At 71.7% G+C, this 17,640-nt stretch carries 16 protein-coding genes and 1 pseudogene; 7 read left to right on the top strand and 10 right to left on the bottom strand.

Features of this window, described 5'->3' with window-relative positions; genetic code table 11:
* Positions 1–7: 7 nt before the first annotated feature.
* The 4 genes from MFF64_RS23890 to MFF64_RS23875 all read right to left on the bottom strand — a co-directional run bounded on the left by MFF64_RS23890 (position 8) and on the right by MFF64_RS23875 (position 5,313).
* On the bottom strand, positions 8–2,221 hold the full coding sequence (locus MFF64_RS23890) for a xanthine dehydrogenase family protein molybdopterin-binding subunit (RefSeq protein ID WP_099904374.1): 2,214 nt from the start codon (positions 2,219–2,221) through the stop codon (positions 8–10).
* A complete protein-coding gene (locus MFF64_RS23885; RefSeq protein ID WP_099904372.1) occupies positions 2,218–2,703 on the bottom strand; it encodes a (2Fe-2S)-binding protein in 486 nt (161 codons plus the stop codon). Before MFF64_RS23885 ends, MFF64_RS23890 begins: the two co-directional genes overlap by 4 nt.
* Before the next feature lie 7 nt (positions 2,704–2,710).
* Positions 2,711–4,039, bottom strand: a complete 1,329-nt coding sequence (locus tag MFF64_RS23880) for a c-type cytochrome (RefSeq protein WP_099904370.1) — start codon at positions 4,037–4,039, stop codon at positions 2,711–2,713.
* Between the two features lie 89 nt (positions 4,040–4,128).
* Positions 4,129–5,313, bottom strand: a complete 1,185-nt coding sequence (locus MFF64_RS23875; protein WP_438823092.1) for an MFS transporter — start codon at positions 5,311–5,313, stop codon at positions 4,129–4,131.
* A 120-nt stretch (positions 5,314–5,433) separates the two neighbouring features.
* On the opposite strand from MFF64_RS23875, the gene MFF64_RS23870 reads away from it, so the two are divergent.
* Positions 5,434–6,309 carry a LysR family transcriptional regulator gene (locus tag MFF64_RS23870; RefSeq protein ID WP_165795614.1) on the top strand — a complete coding sequence of 292 codons (876 nt, stop codon included), beginning with the start codon at positions 5,434–5,436 and terminating at the stop codon, positions 6,307–6,309.
* Between the two features lie 40 nt (positions 6,310–6,349).
* On the opposite strand, the gene MFF64_RS23865 is transcribed toward MFF64_RS23870, so the two are convergent.
* Positions 6,350–7,267 carry a helix-turn-helix domain-containing protein gene (locus MFF64_RS23865; RefSeq protein WP_238192598.1) on the bottom strand — a complete coding sequence of 306 codons (918 nt, stop codon included), beginning with the start codon at positions 7,265–7,267 and terminating at the stop codon, positions 6,350–6,352.
* A 167-nt stretch (positions 7,268–7,434) separates the two neighbouring features.
* On the bottom strand, positions 7,435–8,331 hold the full coding sequence (locus tag MFF64_RS23860) for a helix-turn-helix domain-containing protein (RefSeq protein ID WP_238192597.1): 897 nt from the start codon (positions 8,329–8,331) through the stop codon (positions 7,435–7,437).
* Positions 8,332–8,522: 191 nt separating this feature from the next.
* On the opposite strand from MFF64_RS23860, the gene MFF64_RS23855 reads away from it, so the two are divergent.
* The 3 genes from MFF64_RS23855 (at position 8,523) to MFF64_RS23845 (ending at position 11,140) form a co-directional block, all read left to right on the top strand.
* The gene (locus tag MFF64_RS23855) at positions 8,523–10,064 is read left to right on the top strand and encodes a sensor histidine kinase (protein ID WP_238192596.1); all 1,542 of its coding nucleotides are present in this window, start codon (positions 8,523–8,525) and stop codon (positions 10,062–10,064) included.
* Positions 10,046–10,429 (top strand): response regulator, encoded by a 384-nt coding sequence (locus tag MFF64_RS23850; RefSeq protein WP_238192595.1) that lies wholly within the window; start codon positions 10,046–10,048, stop codon positions 10,427–10,429. Before MFF64_RS23855 ends, MFF64_RS23850 begins: the two co-directional genes overlap by 19 nt.
* An 87-nt stretch (positions 10,430–10,516) precedes the next feature.
* On the top strand, positions 10,517–11,140 hold the full coding sequence (locus MFF64_RS23845) for a response regulator transcription factor (protein ID WP_238192594.1): 624 nt from the start codon (positions 10,517–10,519) through the stop codon (positions 11,138–11,140).
* Between the two features lie 7 nt (positions 11,141–11,147).
* Here the strand turns inward: MFF64_RS23845 and MFF64_RS23840 are convergent, their stop codons facing one another.
* The 4 genes and pseudogenes from MFF64_RS23840 to MFF64_RS38180 form a co-directional block, all read right to left on the bottom strand.
* Complete coding sequence (locus tag MFF64_RS23840) at positions 11,148–11,807, bottom strand: hypothetical protein (protein WP_238192593.1); 660 nt, start codon at positions 11,805–11,807, stop codon at positions 11,148–11,150.
* 64 nt (positions 11,808–11,871) lie between these two features.
* A complete protein-coding gene (locus tag MFF64_RS23835; RefSeq protein WP_238192592.1) occupies positions 11,872–12,933 on the bottom strand; it encodes an MBL fold metallo-hydrolase in 1,062 nt (353 codons plus the stop codon).
* Positions 12,930–13,523 carry a carboxymuconolactone decarboxylase family protein gene (locus MFF64_RS23830; protein ID WP_238192591.1) on the bottom strand — a complete coding sequence of 198 codons (594 nt, stop codon included), beginning with the start codon at positions 13,521–13,523 and terminating at the stop codon, positions 12,930–12,932. Before MFF64_RS23830 ends, MFF64_RS23835 begins: the two co-directional genes overlap by 4 nt.
* A gap of 1,153 nt (positions 13,524–14,676) precedes the next feature.
* Positions 14,677–15,616, bottom strand: a pseudogene (locus tag MFF64_RS38180) (PGN_0703 family putative restriction endonuclease).
* A gap of 392 nt (positions 15,617–16,008) precedes the next feature.
* Here MFF64_RS38180 and MFF64_RS23815 point away from each other — a divergent pair.
* The 3 genes from MFF64_RS23815 to MFF64_RS23805 all read left to right on the top strand — a co-directional run bounded on the left by MFF64_RS23815 (position 16,009) and on the right by MFF64_RS23805 (position 17,508).
* On the top strand, positions 16,009–16,584 hold the full coding sequence (locus tag MFF64_RS23815) for a glycoside hydrolase family 108 protein (protein ID WP_099900235.1): 576 nt from the start codon (positions 16,009–16,011) through the stop codon (positions 16,582–16,584).
* 74 nt (positions 16,585–16,658) lie between these two features.
* Complete coding sequence (locus tag MFF64_RS23810; RefSeq protein WP_099900233.1) at positions 16,659–16,961, top strand: Pam3-gp28 family putative phage holin; 303 nt, start codon at positions 16,659–16,661, stop codon at positions 16,959–16,961.
* Between the two features lie 7 nt (positions 16,962–16,968).
* The gene (locus MFF64_RS23805) at positions 16,969–17,508 is read left to right on the top strand and encodes a hypothetical protein (protein WP_238192588.1); all 540 of its coding nucleotides are present in this window, start codon (positions 16,969–16,971) and stop codon (positions 17,506–17,508) included.
* Positions 17,509–17,640 lie beyond the last annotated feature (132 nt).

Below are 17,640 nucleotides of genomic sequence, written 5' to 3'. Positions count from 1 at the left end.
TCCGTCGTCAGGCGCCGAGTGCGGCCTTGATCCGGCCCGCCGTGAGCGGCAGGTCGCGCAGGCGGTAGCCGGTCGCGTCCCGGATCGCGTTGGCGAGCGCGGCGCCGGCCGGCCCCTGGGCCGCCTCAGCGACGCCGAGGAACGGCTGGTCCGGTTGCGCCACGATGTGGACCTCGACGCTGCGCGGCACCGCGCTGAAGCGCAGGATCGGGTAGGCGGACCAGTCGACGGAGGTCACGCGGGTGCGATCGAACGCGACGCGCTCGAACAGGGTCCAGCTCGCCGCCTGGAGGATGCCGCCCTCGATCTGGTTGGCGACTCCGTCGGGATTGACGACCTCACCGGTATCGACCGCGGCGACGACCCGCTCGATCCCGACCCGGCCGGTCTCGCGGTCCACCGCGACCTCGACCGCGACGGCGCAATAGGCCTCGAGGTTCTTGTAGCGAGCGAAGGCGAAGCCGCGGCCGGCCCGTGCCGGCCCGCGCCCCCAGCCGAAACGCTTTGCCGCCGCCTCGACGACGGCGCCGGCCCGCGCATCCGTCAGGTGCCGGAGCCGGAAGGCGACCGGGTCCCAGCCGGCGGCGCGGGCGAGATCGTCCACCGTGCTCTCGATGGCCATCACGTTCAGATAGCCGCCGAGCGAGCGCATCGACGAGCCGCGCAGCGGCATCTCGGGCAGGAAGTGGTGCACCACCCTCGCGTTCGGAAAGGCGTAGAGCGGGATCGCATTGCGGTCGCCGCCGCCCTCTGGCTGGGCGAGGGCCACGGGTGGGGCCGGCGGGAACGGCTCGGCGATCTCCCGGGCTGCGAGCAGCGCGCCGGGCGGTCCTGGCCGCATCATGTGCGACGGGCTCCAGACCTCGTGCGTCCAGTCGGCGACGCGCCCGTCCGGCGTGACGGCGGCGCGCACGCTCGCCACCATCCCGGGCCCGAACGGCTCCCAGGCATGCTCCTGCTCGCGCATCCACTGCACCCGGACCGGGCGGCCCGGCACCGCGCGCGCCAGGAGCGCGGCATCGGCCGCCGCGTCGTCGGCGCCGTTCTGGCCGTAGCAGCCCGCCCCCTCGGCGTGGATGCACCGCACCTTGTCGTGGGGCAGGTGCAGGAGACCGGCGAGCGCCCGGCGCAACGGGAAGACGCCCTGGCTGTGGCTCCAGACCGTCACGCCGCCGTCCTGCCACTCCGCGATGGCGCAGGAGGGCCCGATCGAACCGTGGGCGAGGTAGGGGCGAGTGAAGGTCCCCTCGACGACCGTGCCGGCTCCGCCGGCCGCGCCCCGCTCCAGGATGGTTGAATCCCGGCTCGGCAGCGCGCGCAGGGCGTCCGGCAGGGCTGCGGCATCCGGCAGGGACGCCGTCTCACGCCAGCGGGCGGAGGCGGCGAGCCGGCGCATCGCCTTGATCGCGGTCCACTCGCCCTCGGCGACGACGCCGAGGAAGGTCCCGTCGCGGACGACCTTCACCACGCCCGGGAGCCGCTCGACCGCCGCCGCATCGACCTCGATCAGGACGGCGCCATAACTCGGAGGCCGCACGACGCGGGCATGCAGCAGGCCGGGCGGGCGCAGGTCCTGGATGTACGCCGCGCCGCCCGTCACCTTGGCGGGGATGTCGATGCGGGGCACCGGCCGCCCGAGCACCGCGTACTCGGCCGCGGGCGTGAGGGACGAGGCGGTTTGCGCCTCCGCGGTGAGGAGCGCGTCGGTCACGAGGTCGCCGTAGCCGATTCGGGCGCCGCCGGGCCCGAGGACCGCCCCGTCCTCGGCCCGCAGCCGCTCGGCCGGGACGCCGAGCCGCCCGGCCGCCTCGGCGATCAGCAGGGCCCGGACCTGGGCGGCGGCGTGGCGGATCGCGGTCCCGGAGTCCTGGACCGAGTGGCTCGCCGCCGTGTAGCCCTCGTCGGCGGTGCGGCCGGTATCGGCGGTCACGAGCGACAGGCGGGTGAGGGGAGCTTTCAGCTCCTCGGCGGCGATCTGGAGCAGCGCCGTCTTCAAGCCCTGGCCGAGCTCGGCCTTGCCGGTCAGGACCGTGACCGCGCCGTCGGGCCCGACGCGGATCCAGGAATCGAGGCGCGGGGTGTCGTCGAGGCTGCCGGGCAGGCCGCGCTTCCTCGGCCCCTCGCCCTTTCCGGTCTCGGTCTGGGCGCGCGCGGGCGCGAGGGAGAAGGCGAGCACAAGGGCACCGGTGCCGGCGAGCACCGTGCGTCGCGACAGGGTCATCGTCCGGCCTCCGCGGTCGAGCGCGGCCGCATCGCGTCTGCCGCCCGGCGGATGGCACGCAGGATGCGCATGTGGGTGCCGCACCGGCACAGATGCGGCTCGAGCTCGGCCCGGATCGCGGCGTCGGACGCATCCGGGTCGCGCGTGAGGAGGGCGTGGGCCCGCATCATCATGCCGGGGATGCAGTAGCCGCACTGGGCCGCCTGCGCGTCGATGAAGGCGCGCTGCAGCGGGCCCGGCGCCTCCGCCGTGCCGAGCCCTTCGAGCGTCGTGACCTGGCGGTTCTCGGCCAGCATGACCGGCGTGACGCAGGAGAAGACCGCCTCGCCGTCGATCACCACCGTGCAGGCGCCGCACTGGCCGAGCCCGCAGCCGTACTTGGCTGCGTTGAGCCCGAACTCCTCGCGCAGCACGTAGAGGAGGGGGGTGTCCGGCGCCGCGCGCACCGCGCGCCGCTCGCCGTTGAGGATCATGCTCGTCATGTTGGCCTCATCGCGTCATCGACGCCGCCGGGCGCGCCGCGAGGCGGCGGGCGGCCCGGGCCTCGCGGATCGCGGGTTCGAGATCGGGCCAGGGGGCGCCGCCGCCGAAGCGCCGGCGCAAGCCGGCCGCGAGGCTCGCCACCTGGGCGTCGGTCAGCACCGCGCCGAAGCCCGGCATGATCGGCTGGCCCGTTCCGCCCCGCGCCGGCAGGCCCTCCAGGATCACGTTGACCAGGTTGCGCGGGCTCTCGCCGGAGATCGCGGTCGAGAGCGCCAGCGAGACCCCGCCGAAGGGCGGCGGCCGCCCGCCCTCATGGCAGGCCGCGCAGGTGGCCGCGTAGAGGTCGGTGCCGGCCCCTTCGATCGCGGCCTGTATTCCGGCCGATTGCGGCGCCTGGCCCGGACCGGAGGAGGGGGCGAGAGGTGGCGTGGCCGTGCCCGAGCCGGCGCCCAGGGAGGCGAGATAGCGCGCCATCGCCACGACCTCCTCCCGCGGCACCTCGGCCAGGTTCTCGACCACCGGCGCCATCGGCCCGCGGGCGACGCCGTGCAACGGGTGGAAGCCCTCGCGCAGGTACTGCGTCAGCGCCGCCTCGTCCCACGGCACCGGCGCGCGGGAGGCGGCGCCGAGCGCGTAGGCCCGCCAGCCCTCGGCCTCGCCACCCTCGTAGGCGCGCGATACGACCTCGGCCCCCAGGAGATTGCGCGGCGAGTGGCAGGCGCCGCAATGGCCGAGACCTTCGACCAGGTAGCGGCCGCGATGCCAGACCGCGTCCTTCGTCGGATCGGGCGCGAGGTCCCGGGGACGCAGGAACAGCAGCTTCCAGCCGGCGAGCGTCAGGCGGATGTTGAGCGGGAAGGGGAGTTCGTTCGGCGGCGGCGTCGCGGCGATTGCCGGGCGGGTCATGAAGAACGCGTAGAGGGCCCGCACGTCGTCGTCGCTGGTGGCGCTGTAATGGTCGTAAGGGAACGCCGGGTAGAGGTGGCGGCCCTCGCGGTCGACCCCCTTGCGCAGGGCGCGGGCGAACGCGGCCTCGGACCAGCGCCCGATCCCGGTTTCCGGATCCGGGGTGATGTTGGTCGAGTACAGCGTCCCGAACGGCGTCGGCAGGGGCAGGCCGCCGGTGAAGGCGGCACCATTCGGCGCCGTGTGGCAGGTGCGGCAATCGCCGACCAGGGCGAGGTCGGCCCCGCGCCGCACCAGCGCCGGGTCGAAGGAGGCGGGCGCCGGTGGCGGGACCGGCGCGATCTCGGGCTGCCAGGCGAGCGCGAGCGCCGCTCCGGCCGCGGCGAGGCCGAAAATCCCGATTCCGGCAATCACGCGTCTCGTGCGCATGGCGTCACCTCCTGGCGGGGGATCGGAGCACGGTCCGGAGCGGCCGGGCTTGTCGGATCGCGGAAGCTTTTGGACATTCGCCCGCTTCCTCAGCGCCGCCGCAGCGCGACGACCTGGATCGCGCTCGCCAGAGCCCCGAGGAGGAGGCCCAGACCCGCCACCGCCGGCCAGCCGCCCGCCTGCCAGGCGGCAGTGCCGGACGCCGAGCCGGCGGAGCCGCCGAGGAACATCGCGCCCATCAGGATCGTGTTGAGTCGCGCTCTCGCCTCCGGCTTGAGGGCGAAGACGACGTGCTGGTTCGCGACGAGTGCCGCCTGCATGGCGAAATCGAGCAGGATCACCCCGGCCACGAGGGCGATGAGCGAAGGCGAGAGCCCGAGGACCGCCCATGAGACGAGCGTCAGGACCGCTCCGGTCGCGACGATTCGTGCCGGGCCGCTGCGATCGGCGACGCGCCCGGCGAGCGGCGCGGCGGCGATGCCGACGGCGCCCACGATCCCGAACAGGCCCGCGATGTCGGCGCCGTAGCCGTAAGGCGGGCCGGCGAGACGGAACGCCAGGACGGTCCAGAACACCGTGAAGGCGGAGAAGATCAGGGCCTGCGTGACCGCGGCGAGCCTCAGCGCCGGAAAGTCCCGCCACAGCCCGGCGAGGGAGGCGAGCAGCTGCCCGTAGCGCAGGGTCGCCTCGGGCCGGCTCTGCGGCAGGGTCGCCGCCATCAAGGCGCCGGCGGCGAGGGAGAGCGGCACGCCGAGCCAGAACATCTCGCGCCAGCCGGCATGGGTGGCGACGAAGCCGGCGAGCGTGCGGCTGAGCAGGATGCCGGTGAGAATCCCCGACAGGATCGTGCCGACCGTGGCGCCGCGTCGCTCGGGCGGGCTAAGATGCGCGGCGAGGGGTACGATCTGCTGCGCCACTGTCGCCGATAGCCCGACGGCCAGGGAGGCCAGCACGACGAGCCCCGCGCTCGGCGCCGCCGCGGCGAGGGCGAGCGCCGCCGCCAGCACGCCGAACTGGCCGACGATGAGCCGGCGCCGTTCGACGACGTCTCCGAGGGGCACGAGCAGGAAAAGCCCCGCCGCGTAGCCGAGCTGCGTCGCGGTCGGGATCAAGGCCGTCGCCTCGCCCGGCAGGTCGCGCTCGATCAGCGCCAGCATCGGCTGGTTGTAGTAGATATTGGCGACCGCGAGGCCGGCGGCGGCCGCCATCGCGAAGGTGCGCGCCCGGGGCGTCACATGAGTCGCCGGCCTCTCGGCCGCGGCTTGAGCGGACATGGTCCTTCTCCATCGGCCGGCCGATCCGTTCGCCGGTGCCGGTCCGCCGACAAGTTATTCCGTCACGCCGCACGGTGTAGTAGCGTCGCACGATATGCGATTGTAACGTGGCGCGTTATTTTGGACTTTCTCGCTCTCTCCGTCCTGACCGAGGCGGTCGGCGCCGGCAGCCTTGCGGCGGCGGCGCGGCGCCTGCACATCACCCCGATGGCCGCGACCCGCAGCCTGTCGGGCCTCGAGCGCGAGCTCGGGGTGCGCCTCCTGCACCGCACGACCCGCTCGCTCTCCCTGACCGACGAGGGGCAGGTCTTCCTCGCCCATGCTCAGGCCCTGCTCGAGGAGCGCGAGGCGGCGCTTGCCAGCGTGCGTCCGGCTGAAGCCGGCGCGACCGGGCGGCTGCGCCTCACCGCCTCGACGGCGTTCGGCCGCAAGGTCGTCGCCCCGGCGCTCGTCGCGTTCATGCAGTGCCACCCGGAGGTCCGGGTCGATCTTGTCCTCACCGACAGCGTCATCGACCTGGTCGGGGAGGGGCTCGACCTCGGGATCCGCATCGCCCGGTTGAGCGAGTCGAGCCTGGTGGCGCGCCGCTTGGGGGCGAGCCCGCGCGGCCTCTTCGCGACGCCGGGCTACCTCGCCGCCGCCGGCACTCCGATGCAGGCGGCCGATCTCGCCTCCCACGAATGCCTGGCGCTGGCGGGTGCCGGCCACTGGGCGCTCGGAGAGGCCGGGCAGCAGGCGTCGGTCCGGGCGGAGGGCCGCTTCACCGCCAACACCATCGAGGGGCTGCACCAGGCCTGCCTCGGCGGTCTCGGGATCGCGATGCTGTCGCGCTGGGATGTGGCCGACGAGGTCGCGCGCGGGCTTCTCGCGGAGGTGCGGCTCGCCGAGGGCGAGCCGGAGCCGCTGGCGATCTGGGCGGTCTACCCGACGCGCCGGATGGTCCCGGCCAAGGTGCGACTGTTCATCCGGTTCCTCGCTGAGCGTCTGGAGGCGTGAGCGACACGACCGGCATCGCGGAATCTGCCTCGCGCGTCGCCTAATGTGCGCCGCCCCCCTCCCGGTTCATCCGCCGCCACTGCCCGGGGCTGGTACCCACCGCCTGCGAGAAGGCCCGCGTGAAATAGCTCTGGTCGCCGAAGCCGCAGAGCAGCGCCACCTCGGCCAACGGCAGCGCAGCGCCGCGCATCAGGCGCTTCGCCTCGGCGATGCGGAGGTCCGACAGGTAGCGGTGCGGCGACTGGCCGGTGCTGCGCCGGAAGGCCGCCGCGAAGTAGCTCGGCGACAACCGGCAGGCTTCGGCGACCTCGGCGATCGTCAGGGCCGTGGCGAACCGGGCGTGCAGGATCTCCCGGGCGCGGCGCTCCTGCCACGGCGAGAGGCCGCTGCGGACCGGCCGCATCGCAGCGGGGGCGCCGTCGCCGTAGCGCGCGAGCGCGTGGGCGAGGAAGGCCATCGCGGTGTGCTCGACGAACATCGCCCGCGCCGGATCGGGCTCGGCCAGCGCCGGCAGCAGCAGGGCGACGAGGCCTGCCGCGACCGGGTCCCGGTCCGCCCGCGGCCAGGCAAGGTACGAGGGCGGCAGGACGTCGTTCTCCCGCGCAACGGCGTCGACGAAGGCATGCGGCACGTAGAACTGGACCGCGTCGAGGGGGCCGCTCATCACCGAGCGCGGAGAGTCGGCGAGGCTCACGACGCTAACGGCGTCGGCCGGCACGGCCCCGGCATGGACCTGCCGCCCACCTACGGTGAAGGCGTGGTGCTGCAACGGTCGCACCTGCACCACGATGCTGTAGGCCGCCTCCTGCTTGAGCGGCGGGGTCTCGGTGCCGGGCGCGAGCAGGCCCTGGAGGCGGGTGACGACCAGGGAACTGCCGGTCCGGTGCGCGGCCGTCAGCGTCCCGCTCGCGCGAACCCCGATATGGTCGGCCATGCGCGTGCCGTTCAGGCCCGACATCCGGCCAGGCGACGCGCGCCCGGTCCGCGGCGGCAGCGTGGGCTCGCGAGATGATGAGGAAGCGTAATCGAGAATCATTCCAGCACCCGGAGGCTACGGGTGCATGATCCCAGAGGCGAGAACGACCGTCTTTTCGATTCCTGCTGTGGTATTTGCGGTGCTTGCTGTTACGCGCTCTGCTGGCGCCGAAAGTCCCCGGGCGTGCAGCCGGTTGCTCGCTTGAATGCAATATTGAATGCGGATTGTCCGGAGAAGCCCGATCGATGGGCGATCTCGCCGAGCGGTGTCGTGGTCCTGGACAGGAGACGCCGGGCTTCCTCGAGCCGCGCGGCGCTGACGAAGCTGTGCGGCGTGCTCCCGGTGACCGCCTTGAACAGCCGCGAGAAGTGGAACGGACTCAGGCAGGCGACCTCGGCGAGCTCGGCGACCGTGAGGTCGCGGTCGAGGTTGTCGCGGATGAACTCGGTCACCCGGCGGATCCGAGCCTGGCAGGTCGAGCCGGCTTCAGGCTCGGACCGCTCCGGGCGGTCGTGCCCGTACATCTGCGCCACCCGCGCCACCAGCGACAGCGAGGCCGCTTCGACCAGCATCCGGCCGGCGGAGGTCTCGGCCTGGAGCTCGCGGCCGATCGCGAGGCCGAGCTGGCGCACCAGGTCGTCGTCGACATCGGCGAGGTACCGGACCGCGTCGGCGCGGATGCGCGGGTCGCCGTAGAGGTCCGCCATGTGGGCGAAGCGCTCGACCGGCAGGTAGACGTGCAGGATGTCGTGCAGGGCGCCGGAAATGCCGATGTCGTCCTCGGCCACGCCGACCGGGCAGAACCACACGGTTCCCGCCTCCACGGCGGTGCGCTGGCGTTGGCCCGCCCCCTTGCGGCTGACATAGGCGCCGGGGCTGCGCCGCGTCGCGATGGTGATCTCCATCTGCGTCGGCACGATCGCCGGCAGCTCTCCGGGCGGATGGCAGCGCAGCTCCGCCGCGACGCCCGACCAGCCCCGCCCCTGCGAGGCGGCGACGAGGCCCGCATTGGGAAACTTGAACGCGCCGTGCCGATGCAGATCCATGCGCGACAATGTCCAAGCCGCGGCACGGCTACGCTATTATACACCCGTATCGGCGACACGGGCGCCGGGTTCGCCTAGAGCCTCGCCACTCATGACCGCCACAAGAGGGCCGGCGCGCGCCGACGATGGTCGGACGTCGCCGAAGCGGCATCGGAGGAGGCCCAGGAACCGGGCCCCGGGCGGAGGACCGCATGAGTCAAGGCTTGGGGCAGGGAGGCTCGGGGCAGGAAGGCTTCAGGCGGGGAAGCCTGGGGCAGGTCTTCTCGCGATGGCCGAGCCTCGCCTCCGCCAATGACGGCTCCCCCGCCGCCGACGCGCTGCCGGCCTGGATGCTCTCGGCCCACCGCCGCCGCTGGCCGGACCTCGTCGAGGACGGCGCGAAGGCGGTCCTGGCGGTCCTGGTCCCGGTGCTCCTCGTCGGGTGGGGTCTGGCCGCCGGGCCGCCGGCATCCGTCGCGATGGCGGGCCTCCTCGTCGCGGGCGTCCTGGCTGCGTTCCTCGGCACCTTGCACGTCGCGCGGCTCCGGCGCGCCCTGCGGGCGAGCGAAGCGCAGTTCTCCGCGATCTTCGAGCGCGCCGGGATCTCGATGTGGCGCGAGGACTGGAGCGCGGTGGGCGAGGCCATTGCCGCCTTGCGCCTCGCCGGCGTCACCGACATCGAGGGCTACTTCGCGGCGCGGCCCTCCGAACTGCGGGAGCTCTGCGGCCGGGTGCTGATCAAGGACGTCAACGCCTTCACGCTGGAGGAGACCGGCGCGCCGGACAAGGCAGCCTTCGTCGGCCCGCTCGACCGGCTGCTGCCGGAGACCGACCAGACCTTCGTGCAATGGCTCGTCGCGCTCGGTCGCGGCGACCGCTTCTTCCGCTCGGAGGCCCATATCGTCCGGGCGGCCGGCCAGCAGAGCGACGTACTGTTCACCGCCATGCTGCCGCGCGAGCGCGCCGAGTTCTGCGACCTCCTCATCACCTCCCTCGACATCACGGCCTACAAGCAGGCGCAGGCGCGGCTCGCTGCCGCCGAGGGCGACCTCGCCCGGGCTGCCCGCTCGATCACCGTCGGGGCGGTGAGCGCGTCGATCGCCCACGAGGTCAACACGCCGCTCGCGGCGATCGCCGCCAACGCCCAGGCTTCCTTACGCTGGCTGAAGCGGCCGGAACCGGACCTCGCCGAGGTGACGGCTGCCCTGGAGGATGTCGTCTCCGAGGCACGGCGGGCCCGCGACGTCGTCGCCCGCACCCGCTCGCTGTTCGGAACGGCCTCCCTCGCACTCGCGCCCGTCGACCTCGTCGAAGTGGCGCGCGAGGCGACGCTGCTTGCCGAGCGGGACTTGCGCGCCAACGGCGCCACGGTCCTCATCACCGCCGATCCCGACCTGCCGCCGGTCACCGGCGACCTCGTCCAGATCGAGCAGGTGCTCGTCAACCTGCTCGTCAACGCCGCCCAGGCGATGGCGGGGTCGAGCGGCCGCCGTGACGTCGCGATCACCGTGCGGGGCGATCCCGGCGCGGTGCGCGTCACGGTGAGCGATACCGGCCCGGGCGTGCCCCCGGAGCAGCGGGCCCGCATCTTCGAGCCGTTCCACTCGACGAAGCCCGGCGGCATGGGCATGGGACTGGCGATCTGCCGCAGCTGCATCGACGCCCATGGCGGCGACCTCTGGCTCGACGACGCGCCGGGTGGCGGGGCCGCCTTCCACGTCCGGCTTCCGACCGCATGCCGGTCTCCGGCCTGACCCCCCGCTCCGTCGCGATCGTCGACGACGACCCGGCGATCCGCCTTGCCCTGACTCGGCTCGTCGGGTCCCTGGGCTACGCCCCGATGCCGTTCGAGACCGGCGGCCACCTGCTCGCCGCCCTCGGTGCCGTCGAACCGGGCTGCGTCGTCACCGACCTGCAGATGCCGGGCCTCTCCGGCCTCGACCTTCTGCGCCAGTTGCGGCTGCACCGTCCCCGGCTGCGGGTCATCCTCGTCACGGCCCATCCGAGCGACGCGAACCGCCGGCGCGCGCTCGCCTGCGGGGCCTTCGCGTATCTCGCCAAGCCGTTCGAGGCAGAGGAGCTGGAACGCTGCCTCGCTCGCGTGTTCGACACGCCCTGATTTCGTGTTAGACCCCGACGGCTCCGCTTCCGGCGCGAGTTCGCGATCGGCGGGCCCTCCGCCGGCGACGCGTTCACCCCGATCCCGATGCAGACCGGCACTGTTCACATCGTCGATGACGACGCGGCCCTGCGAACGGCCCTCGTCCGCCTCTGCGGCTCGGCCGGGCTCAAGGCCATCGGACACCCCGACGCGTCGCACCTGCTCGCCAATCCCGACGTCGAGCGGCCGGCCTGCATCCTCCTGGACGTTCGGCTGACGCACGACGATGGCCTCGACGTCCAGGCCCGGTTCCAGGCGTCGGGCACCACGATCCCGATCATCTTCCTGACCGGCTACGGCACGATCCCGATGACCGTGCGGGCGATGCGGGGCGGCGCGGTCGAGTTCCTGACGAAGCCCGCGGAGGACGACGACATCCTCGCGGCCATCGACCGTGCGCTGGCCCTCGACGCGGCGTCCTTGGCGGCAGGGGCCGCCCGGGGGGCGCTCGCTGGCCGCCTCGCCTCCCTCACGGGCCGCGAGCGCGACGTGTTCGGCCTCGCGATCGGCGGCCTGATGAACAAGCAGATCGCCGCCGAGCTCGGCGTCTCGGAGATCACCGCCAAGGTGCATAAGCGGCGGGTGATGGAGAAGATGGAAGCCCGGTCGCTCGCCGACCTCGTGCGGATGGCGGGCGAGCTCGGCATCGACGCGATGCGCCAGCGCTGAGCGGCCCTCATCCGGCGGCCCGCGGGCTCCCGGCAGTAGGGCCGTGATGACTCGGCCGGCAGGAACTGTCGAGGCCATCTCCGCGAGCGCTTGCCCGTGCAAGGACACTGCCCGCCGCAGCCCGGGCCCGGCGCCTCCGCCCTGCGCCGCGACCCAGCCCTCGGAGGCCGTCGGCGAGCGTCGGCGGCAATTCCCGCCGCAGCGACCGTGTGAGCGCCCGCGTCCGGGAGCGGGTGCGGTGGATGGCCTCCCGCTGGCCGGCGAGCCAGTCGGGCAGACCGTTCGTCCGTGCCATCGAGGCGTCGAGTTCGGTTCCTCGTTCCTCGAGCCAGCGGACCTGGTGGTAGAACTCGATGAGCTCGATCGCGGTGCGCGACGAGAACAGCCCGATGCGCCCAGAGTTGTTGGCGAAGACCGCGAGGTCGTGGCGCCACAGGCGCAGGGCCGCGGCTTCCCGGCCCTCGACGATGGTCCCCGCCCGGTTCAGGCGTGCCTCGTAGCGCAGCAGGCTGCGCTGGATTGACTTGATCTCAGCCAGCAGGGCGAGTCCGTAGGTGCGGCGCTCCTGGCGCCGGACCCAGCCCTGGCTGAGCAGCGCGCCGAGGAAACCGGTGACGATGCTGATCCCGGCGGAGAGCAGAACCGTCGTGAAGGCGAGGTCGGTCACGCCCGTCCCTCCTCGACCGAACCGGGGCTCCGGACCGATGCTGGGAGCGGGGACTCGCCTACCGTCACCGCGCGTCTCCGGGCGGTTGGGCATGGAACACGGTGGTGTAGTTGGCCGGGATCCAGCTGAACCGTCCGTCCTCGGCCCGGATGTGGCCGAGCCCCGGGAAGGAGATGTGGGCGGCGCCGATCCAGGCGCCGGTGCGGGCCGCCTCCGAGAAGAGCGTCTCGCGCCGGGCCTCGGCGCCCGCGCCGTCGGTGTCGTAGGTCACCGTGACCTGCGGATCGGGGAACTGGATCGGCGCCACGTGGACGATGTCGCCCCAGACCAGCAGCGTCTCAGTTCCACTCGTCACGCGGTAGGAGCTGTGCCCCGGCGTGTGGCCCGGGGTCGCGACCGCGACGAAGCCCGGCAGGACTTCGCCCTTGCCGTCGAAGGGAATGAGCCGCCCGGCGTCGCGGTAGGGCTTGAGCGCGGCCTGGGCGCCCCGGAACATCGGCAGCAGGAAGGGTGGAGCCGCCGCCTCGTTGGCCGGGTCCAGCCAGTAATCGGCGTCGCGGCGGCTGACCCGGATCGTCGCATGCGGGAAGACGGCCTTGCCGTCGTGCATGACCCCGCCAACGTGATCGGCGTGCAGGTGGGTCAGCAGCACCTCGTCGACCGCCTCCGGCGCGTAGCCGGCGGCGCGCAGGTTCGCGACGAGCCTGCCGCAGCAGGATCCATAGAGGTCGCCCGCGCCCGCATCAATCAGGACGAGCCGCGAGCCGGTATTGATCAGAAACGCATTGATCGAGCCCTCGAAGGGCAGGGCGAGGAAGTCTCTCGCGAGCCGGCTCTCTGCCTCACCCGGCCTGACCTCGGAGAGGAGGGCGCGTGGGCCGCCGTCGCGGGGCCGCTGGAGCACGGTCGGGATCGGAAACGTGTGGGTGCCGTCGAGGAGAGCCGTCAACTCGAAGCTCCCGAGCATCATGCGGTAGAAGCCCGGTGCCTGCTCTGCCACTTGGGGCGCCGCCGCGCGCGGGCCGCCGGACGGTCCGGCCAAGACCAGGCAGAGAGCCAGGGCGCAGGCGCCGCCGAGGCGCCGGAATCCGCCGGCCGACGCGCCTTGGCGGCGAAGCCCGGTCATGCCTGCTCTCCCGAACCGGCCGGTTCCTCCTCGGGAACCGGGATCGCGAAGCCGTTCAGGGTTACCGAGACGAAGCAGTAGTGACCGACGAGGTAGATCAGTTCGTTGGCGCCCGCCTGGCCGAACAGCGCCACGGCGCGCCAGTAGGTCGGCTCCGGCAGGATCCCGCCACTGGTGAGCGCGCGGGCGACGTCGAACGCCGTCGCCTCCTCGTCCGTGAGGTCCGGCGGCCGCTCGCCCGCGGCCAGTGTCGACAGGCGCTGGTCGCTCATCGCGTGGCGGGCCTGCGCGACCGCTCCGTGCGCGTAGATCTCATAGGCCGCGCCGAACCGCGCGCCGACCGCCAGGATCGCGACCTGCCGCACCGCATCGGGCAAGATCTTGAACGCGGTCATGGCCTGGGTGACGGTCCAGAAGGCCGCGCCGACTTCGGGCTGGTGCAGCCACGCGTTCCAGGGCCCGAGGAGTGCGCCGTCCGTCCGCATGGTGGTGAAGAGGTCGTACTTGGCGCTCACGCCCGACCTCATGGCGTCGTAGAGCGGCCGCTGTAACGGGGAAAGGTCGGCGGGGGCGATCGGCGGGAGGCGCATCCGTGGACTCTTCTCGTCAGCGGCCGTGAGCGCGACCGTTCTCGTTGTCTAGCGGAGCTACCCCGAGCTGACTTGTACGAGATCGCGCTCGATTGGACGTTTTGATGTATGCCAGACGCCCGAGACGTCGGTGTGGGGCGAGCTACAGGTCGTAGGGTGCGTCTGAGGCGGCATGTCGGCAGAAGTCGCGTGGTCAGACGTGCCAAGTTTCAGGCACTTGGCAGGGCGTGGATGGGCGCGATTTCAGCGATGTGCCGCCTCGGGTGTCGGTGCCGCGCGTACTGCTCCCGGCTAGCTCAAGCCATCGATTGCGCGCGTTCCGCGATGCAGCGATGCCAGGTGTTGGCGAGGCTCGTGAGCGTGTCCGTCAAGTCGGCTGGCCACCAAGGTTCATGAACGAGATGGAGGGACATGCCGATGCGGGTCGCGATGGATCGCCCTGGATGAAGGAGCGGTGTCATAGCCACGGTCAGCGCAAAGGCGGGAGTTGTAGTCTCTCCGTGAGTGCGCCCGTCACCCTCCGTTGCGACTGTTAGCTCCCAATACGATCGGCGTTGCGCTCGAAGAGGCCGACGTTCGCTGATGCCTGTTTCTTGACAGCAGAAGGTGACTGCGCCTCGACCTTGAGTGCCGACGTTGAGGTCGATTGCGATCGGGTGTCGGCTCTCGCGCTCTGGTGCGCGCATGGACAGAACTGCGGCCTCGAGCGCGTGTGCGAGCGCGTGCGGCGTGACGTCGACTCGGCGGCTTGTGGTGAGAGAGCTGACGAAGGGTGCGGGATGGGGGTGGTGCGTGAACATTGTGTGGCGCCCGGTGGGTGGGACGCCGCACCAGTGCTGCGGGGCGAGGGCGTATGGGTGTCAGAGAAGTAGTGCCTGCTGTTGGTAGGCACGGAAGTGCAGAATAGATAAGTAGTGCCTGCCGCCGACGCTAGTGCGGCGCTGTCGATCGGCAGCTTGTATTTTACACTGCGTCGGCCGGGTTGGATATAGGCCCCCTTCGCAGGATTGTCGTCTGGCTATCAGGTGTTCATGTTTGGTGGTCGGGCTGTGCTTGTTCGCCGGGTGGGTCTCACAACGAGCCCGGGCTCAGCGGCTGGTTCGCCGCTGAGCCCGAATTTATTGTGTTGATGAAGTGCTGGCTGTTGGCGCGTTCAGGCGGCCTTGCGGCTGCGCGATGAAGCCATCCGGTGCCGATAGGCGGCGTCGGTGTCGAGTGCCGTCATGCCCTCGTTTGGCTTCTGCGTCGCGGCTGCTGCGGCGAGGTCGAGTTCACCGTCGACGAGCCAGAAGTCGGTGTAACGTCGATGAAGGGCGCGGGCGTGGTCCGGGAGGCCGGCGGTCGCGATGGCCGCGAATGCGTGCTCCAGTGTCGTGGGCACGAACGGTATTGGGCCTGTCTGCGGGTTCGTGAGGTGGCGCCGGTAGGTCGCTGCTGCCGTGTGCGCGGACTGGTTATGGGTGGGGGCGATGAAGGCCAGGGTCACCGTGTCCGCGAGCCCGGCTGTGAGCATGGCGCTCGCGAGGCAGTGCTGTCGGTAGAGTTGCTGGCAGGCGCCGCCTGTCAGGGTCGGGGCGTCCGGGTCCACGAACAGGCCCGGGGTGGCGTGCGCGATCTGTGTGTGCTGCGGGTGGGGGCGCGGGCTCGTGGCCGGGCTCGCTGTACTTGATCTCGATGCAGATCAGGCCTCGTGCGCCGGTCGCGTTCCGGCCGCGCATGACGACGTCGTAGGCGGTGCGGTCGGCCGTGAAGCGCGGGTCGCCGCGGCCCGGGCTGTGCTCGAACAACACGTCCGTGACCTCCGTCAGTGTCCCAGGTAGGAACTCCGTGACGAAGCGGGTGGCAAGTTGCGAGTCGCCCGCGAGCGGGCCGAACAGGTTGAAGGCCAGCGGCTGGGAGGACAGCAGGTTGGTCTTCAAGCGGTCGACGTCGTAGGCCGCGCCCGGCTCGCGAGGGTTGACGTGGGTGCCGATCGCGAGGCCGCGGTCTTCGCGCCAGAGTGCTTGGAGGAAGCGGGCGGCGGCCTTGAAGCGGTGGTCGGCGGGGACGAAGGCGCGGTGTCGGCGGCGGGCTGCCTCGGGGATGAGAGGCATGCGGTCGATCGGACCGAGGCCGCTGGGATCACCATCACGCTGTCCGGCACCTACGAGCGACAGTGATCGCCGCGCTGACCGCCCGACCTGATCCGGCCCCCGCGCCAAATCCTGACAATCCGGGGTCCCTCAGGGCAGAGGAGGTCAGCTCGGAGCGCCCATCGAGACGCTGCCGGCTGACCACCAAGCGGCAACGAGTGTCGATGCGCTCGCTACCGCTGCCTGCACTCACACCGGAACGATTGCGAACTCGGAGCAGAATACTAGGCCAGCGTGTAATAAGCTCTTAGTCCGCCGCGGACAACCATTGGTTGTGATCACATGATGGCCGCTGCAGCGCAGTGGCCCCGGACCATTGCGGACCTGCCCACCCCTGACAACCCGGAGATCCCATGACCGCGAGCACGTTCGAGCGTGCGCTGACGCTCGTCCTGAAACACGAAGGGGGCTGGGTCGACGATCCGCGAGACCCCGGCGGCGCCACCAACCTCGGGGTGACGATCTGCACACTGAGCCTGTGGCTCGGCCGGCCGGCGACGAAGGCGGAGGTGAAGGCGCTGACGGTCGCGGTCGTGGCGCCGATCTACCGCCGAAACTACTGGGACGCTATCCGGACCGACGAACTGCCGCCCGGCCTGGGCTACGCGCTGTTCGACTTCGCGGTGAACAGCGGGAAGAAGCGGGCGGTGATCGGGCTGCAGCGGGCCCTCAAGATCGCCGACGACGGCGCGCTGGGGCCGATTACCCTGGCGGCAGTCGCGAAACATAAGCCGGCCGACCTGATCGATGCCCTGTGCGACGGCCGGCTGGCGTTCCTCCGGGCTCTGTCGATATGGCCGCGGTTCGGTAAGGGCTGGTCGCGGCGCGTCGAAGATGTCCGCAAGGCGGCGCTCGCCATGACGGCCGAGCCCAGCGCTCCGATGGAGCCCGCCAAGTGCCCGGCCTGCGGCAAGTCGCTGGCGGCCTGACCAACCCCCGCAGATTTTGCGGCAGTTCACCCGCGCCGGCCGGGCCAGCCGGATCCCACAACCAGGACACCACCATGAACGCGATCCAGGTCGCGAGCGCCTTCCGCGCGCTCCTCATCTTCGTCGGCGGCATCCTCGTCGCCAAGGGCTGGCTCACCGCCGAGCAGATCTCAAACCTGACTGACGCAAGCACCCTGACCGCCGTCGTCGGCGCCGTCATGGCGATCGCCAGCTTCGCCTACGGCCTCTGGGCGCGTCGTCCGGCGGGCCTGATGGACGCGGCCGCATCGCTGCCGCAGGTCTCCAGGATCACTGTCACTCCCTCGGCCGCTCCGCTGGCGGATGCCGTGCCGAGCCCCAAGGTGACGGCGCAGTAGGTCCGCCATGAAGGTCTACGATCCCGATCCGGCGATCAACGAGCGGATCCGCCGCGCTGTCCGCTATGGCCAGACGCGGTGGGCCGAGGTGTGGAACTCTGCCACCATGGTCGTGGTCGGGGCCATCTTGCTCTATCCCGAGCCGACCTTCGTCGGCCCTCAATGGCGAGTGATCGCTCGCCTCGTGACCGAAGGCCAGGCCGGCTCGATCTCGATTACCGTCGGGGCCGCGCAGATTGCAGCCCTCATCATCAATGGTCGTCGAGGGAGGGAGACGTCCCTGATCCGAACGCTCGGGTGCATAGGCGGATTCTTCTTCTGGCTTGCTTGCGCGATCGGGTTCGCGCTCGCCCTGCCGCCGCTCAACCTGGGACTGGGCTTGTTCAGCATCTACGCCATCTCGGAGCTGCACTCCTCCGGCCGGGCCGCCTCCGACATGGCGGCGGAGGACACGTTCGGGCTGCGGAAGAGGCGCCGCGCTGCCGCTGAGGAGGAAGCCGAGAAGAGGAGGCGGGCGCGTGGCGGACCCGTTGGCAACGTTCGATAGCTGGCCTGCCATCGCCGTCGGCATCACCGCCGCGGTGGCCGGTGCCCTTGTCCCTCTCATACCGCCGCGCCTTCGAACGGACGCGTTCGAAGGTGCAAGGCAAGCCCGAACGGGCGCCGGCGCTGATGCGCC

The organism is Methylobacterium frigidaeris (genome assembly GCF_022179185.1).
GTDB classification, from domain to species: Bacteria; Pseudomonadota; Alphaproteobacteria; order Rhizobiales; family Beijerinckiaceae; genus Methylobacterium; species Methylobacterium frigidaeris.
The sequence above is the reverse complement of the archived record's forward strand: the minus strand, read 5'-3'. Positions and strand labels throughout refer to the sequence as shown.